This is a genomic window from Actinoplanes sp. NPDC024001 (assembly GCF_040638955.1).
Lineage (GTDB): Bacteria > Actinomycetota > Actinomycetes > Mycobacteriales > Micromonosporaceae > Actinoplanes.
In genome coordinates, this window is sequence record NZ_JBEZZB010000322.1 from 1 (window position 1) to 4096 (window position 4096).

At 72.7% G+C, this 4096-nt stretch carries 5 protein-coding genes; 3 read left to right on the forward strand and 2 right to left on the reverse strand.

Annotated elements, in window-relative coordinates; all coding sequences use genetic code 11:
- Nucleotides 1–123: sigma factor-like helix-turn-helix DNA-binding protein (locus tag AB0F81_RS50555; protein ID WP_360211525.1), on the forward strand; the 123-nt coding region annotated here is incomplete at its 5' end.
- A gap of 137 nt (nucleotides 124–260) precedes the next feature.
- Here AB0F81_RS50555 and AB0F81_RS50560 read toward each other — a convergent pair.
- Both AB0F81_RS50560 and AB0F81_RS50565 read right to left on the reverse strand, forming a co-directional pair.
- Nucleotides 261–836 (reverse strand): general stress protein, encoded by a 576-nt coding sequence (locus AB0F81_RS50560; RefSeq protein ID WP_360211517.1) that lies wholly within the window; start codon nucleotides 834–836, stop codon nucleotides 261–263.
- Complete coding sequence (locus AB0F81_RS50565; RefSeq protein WP_360211519.1) at nucleotides 833–1756, reverse strand: phosphatase PAP2 family protein; 924 nt, start codon at nucleotides 1754–1756, stop codon at nucleotides 833–835. Before AB0F81_RS50565 ends, AB0F81_RS50560 begins: the two co-directional genes overlap by 4 nt.
- A 158-nt stretch (nucleotides 1757–1914) precedes the next feature.
- Here AB0F81_RS50565 and gsmA point away from each other — a divergent pair, with 158 nt between their 5' ends.
- Together gsmA and AB0F81_RS50575 are read left to right on the forward strand one after the other, a co-directional pair.
- Complete coding sequence (gene gsmA, locus AB0F81_RS50570; protein ID WP_360211521.1) at nucleotides 1915–3024, forward strand: sporangiospore maturation cell wall hydrolase GsmA; 1110 nt, start codon at nucleotides 1915–1917, stop codon at nucleotides 3022–3024.
- Nucleotides 3025–3094: 70 nt separating this feature from the next.
- A partial coding sequence (locus AB0F81_RS50575) for a CHASE domain-containing protein (RefSeq protein ID WP_360211523.1) occupies nucleotides 3095–4096 on the forward strand: 1002 nt, incomplete at its 3' end.

The window sequence follows — 4096 nt, forward strand, 5'->3', positions numbered from 1 at the left end:
TTCTACGGCAATCTGACCCAGTCGCAGATCGCTGAGCAGATCGGGATCTCGCAGATGCACGTGTCCCGGTTGCTGACCAAGGCCCTGACCAAGCTGCGCAACCAGCTCTCCACCGAGCACTAGAAAAACGGGCACTAGAAAACGAGCACCAGAAAACGGGCACCGGAAAACGAGCAGAGCAAGCGAGCACGGGAAACCGGATCAGCGTGGGGACTTGAGGTGCGCTCCGCACCCCGGGTCCCCACGCTGCTCTCCGCCGGCTACTGGGCGCCGCTGGCCTGCCAGTTGAGGCGGACCAGCAGGGCGCGGGCCTCGTCGGCCACCTCCGCGTCGGCCAGCACCGCGTACTGCGCGGCCTGCAGCGAACTGCGCGACGTGAAGTCGCGCCGGCCGCCGGTGGCGGCGTGCGCGATGGCGCCGAAGATCGCACCCCAGACCGCGCCGATCAGCACCGTGGTCAGGATGACCGCGAACCATCCGGAGTCGCTGAACAGCCCGAAGAGCAGGCCGATGAAGAGGCCGAACCAGGCGCCGCTGGCCGCGCCGGCGAGCGCGGCGCGCCCGGTGGTGAGCCGGCCCAGCACGGTCTCGACCAGCCGCAGGTCGGTGCCGATGATCTTGACTCGCTCGACCGGGAACTTGTTGTCCGAGAGGTGGTCGACGGCCTGCTGGGCGAGCACGTACTCGGGGTAGGAGCCGACCACGACGGTCGGCCCGGCGGCCGCGGCGCCCAGCCCGCCGGTCTTGGCGGCCTGCGCGGCGGGCAGGTCCGGGACGCCGGCCGGTCCGGGCGGGACCGCGCCGCTGGGCGTGTTGTCGGCGGGTGTGGTGGTCATTTCGTGCCTCCCTGGACGGGCGGGCCGGCCGGCGGTTCACCCGCGGTGAGCCGTACCCAGATGATGAACGCGCCGGCCACGGAGGCGACGATGCCCGCCGTGCCGGTCAGGAACGCGAACCGCCCGGACACCAGGTCCGGAAGGGCACGCTCGGAGAGGGCCACGGAGAGCACGCCGAACACGCTCGCCGCGGCGGTGAGGGCACCGGTGATCCCGAGGACGACCATCACCAGGCGGTTCGGCAGGTGCAGCGGCCGAATCCCGCCCGCGCGGCGCAGGCGCACGCCGAACACCGTCAGCGCGCCCCAGGCCAGCACGATCAACACCGCGGCGATGGCGTCGCTGGGGCGGTGCCACTCGGCCCACACGGTGGCGACCGAGACGATCGCGACGTAGCCCGCGCCGATCAGCCCCACGGTGCCGCGCAGCGCCCGGGGGAAGACCAGCACCAGCACGAACGCCACCGAGGCGGCGGCCGCGGCGTGCCCGCTGGGGAACGAGTTCGGCGCCGGGAAGTCGTCCAGCTCGGGCCGGTGCAGTCCGGCCTTGAGCAGCTGGACGGTGACGTTCGACCCGACCACCAGCAGCGCGGCCGCGATGGAGAGATCGAGGCGGCGGCGCAGCGCGCCGAACGCCGCCGCGAGCAGGCAGACCAGGGCCAGGCTCGCGAGTTGCGTGGCTTCGAGCGTACGGCTGAGCACCTCCGTCACCCGCGGATGGTCCACGTCACCACCGCGCATAGCGGCGGTGTCCACGAGCTGTCCGATCGAGGTGCCCACGAACACCCGGTGCACGGCGAAGGCGGCGGCGGCCGCGACACCGGCGACCAGCAGCGGCGTGACGGTGTGCCAGGTGTTCCGGCGCGGTGCGGCGGCCCGGCTGCGCAGGGACCGGGTGGGACGCGGGGCGACGGCTGTCATGGTGTCACCGCTTTCCCCATCCCGCGATTTTCCAAGCACCCCATCGCGTACGCCACACCGGTCCCGCACGGCAACGCAGTCGCACCCGCATGGGCCCGGAACACGCAACGCCCGCACCGGACCTTCGTACCGACGCCTACCGGAACGAAGGGGACTTCATGAGTCACAGCACCCGACGACTGCTCACCGGCGCCTTGCTGGTGCTCGCCGCCGGGACCGGGGTGGGCGCTGCGCCGGCCGCGGCGTACGCGGCGGACGTCCCGGCGACAGTCGACGTCAACCGGACGCTCACGGCGCGGTCGGGGCCCTCGCTGGGGGCCAAGGCGGCCGGCACGCTGCGGGACGGGCAGAAGATCAAGGTCGCCTGCTGGGTCAGCGGGCAGACCGTGCAGGGCAAGGTCCGCAGGACCGCGGTCTGGGACCGGCTCACCGACGGCCGGTACATCTCGCACGGCTACGTGCGGACCAGCCGCGGCATCAGCCGGTGCGCCCCGGCCAAGGCGCCGAAGGCGAAGATCACCTACGTGCCGGGTACGGTGCGCAGCGCCGACGGCGCGGTGAACCTCCGCACCGGCCCGTCGACGCAGAACGCCGCGGCCGGCACCGTCGCCAACGGGGCGGTCCTGAAGCTGGCCTGCTCGGTGCCGGGCGCCCGGGTCTCCGGGACGGTCAGCACCACCAACCAGTGGGACAAGCTGTCCGACGGGCGGTACATCTCGCACGCGTACGTGGTCTCCGCCGTACTGAAGGCCTGTCCCGCGCCGCCGCCGGCAAAGCCGGCGCCCGCGCTGACGCCCGAGCAGTTCATCAAGGCCGCGGTCCCCGGCGCCCAGCAGGGCTGGCGCCAGTACGGCGTGCCGCCGTCAGTGACCATCGCGCAGGCGATCCTGGAGTCGGGCTGGGGCCGCAGCGGTCTGTCCGCGACGGACCGCAACTACTTCGGCATCAAGTGCCAGAGCGGATACTACGGGCCGCACGCCACCGGCTGCCACGTCTACCAGACGACCGAGTGCAGCAAGGCCGGCAAGTGCTTCGAGACCGCTGACGCGTTCCGCACCTACGCCACGATGGCCCGGTCGTTCCGCGACCACGGGCACTTCCTGCGCAACAACAAGCGGTACGCCCCGGCGTTCGCGCACACCAGGAACGCCGACAAGTTCATCGCCGAGGTGTGGAAGGCGGGGTACGCCACCGACCCCAAGTACGTCGCCAAGGTCACCGGGATCATGAAGTCCCACGACCTGTACCGCTACAACACCTGGAAGTAGGGCGGGCGAACACGCCCCCGTTGGCCGAACACCGGTCGGCGGGGGCGTTTTGCGGCTTACGCTCCTTATGGTGGAGGAACGGGAGAACGGGGGGCGGTGGACTGCCGGTCCGCTGCTCGCCGCCACGGTGCTGATCGCGGGGCTGCTGGTCACCGCGCTGGTGGCGGCCGGTCTCCAGGCGGCGCAGCGGGACAAGGCCGAGCGGGTGATGGACCAGCGGCACGCCATGGCGCTCGCCGCGGTGCAGACCGAGATCGGCCGGTACCGCGCCCTCCTCGAGACCCTGGCCGCCGGCACCGCCACCGACGACGAGCTGACCTGGGACGACTTCGACGTCGCCAGCTCGCCGCTGGAGGAGGCCCATCTGATCGGGGCGGCCGCGGTGGCGTACGTCGTGCCGGTGCGCTCCGACGGCATCGCCGCCGCGCAGCGTCTCTGGCGGGCCCGCGGCGCCACCGACCTGACCATGCGGCCGCGGGGCAGCGGCGAGGAGCACCGGTTCCCGGTCCTCACCCGGTCGCTGACCGGCGACGGCGCGCCGCTGAGCGGCACCGACCTGAGCGCGGTCCCGCAGCTCGCCGCCGTGATGGACGACGCCCGGCGGATCCACACGACCGCGGTCTCCGACACGTACGTCCTGCTCATGGACCGCGCCACGCCGGCCGCCGAGCAGCAGCAGTCCTTCGTCTTCGCCACCCCGATCTGGACCCGCGCCAACGTGCCGGAGTTCCGCGGCTGGATGCTGCTCTCGCTGCGCGGCCGCGACTTCCTCGCGCGGATCCTGGACACGGTCAGCCAGGGCCAGCTCTCCGGCAGCCTGATCGCGCACAACAGCGACGGCAGCCGGGTCACCATCGTGAACCGCCCGGTCGCCGGCGAACCGGACCTGGTCCGGGCGGACGAGTTCCCGATGGGCGAGCGGTACTGGACGCTCGAGACCCGGGCGGACAGCGGGCGGCTGCCCGGCGCGGGTGGCCGGCTGCCACTGATCGCCTCCGGGTGCGGCGCCGCGCTCTCCGTGCTGCTCGCCTGGCTGGTGTTCGCGCTGGCCACCGGCCGGGCCCGGGCCCGC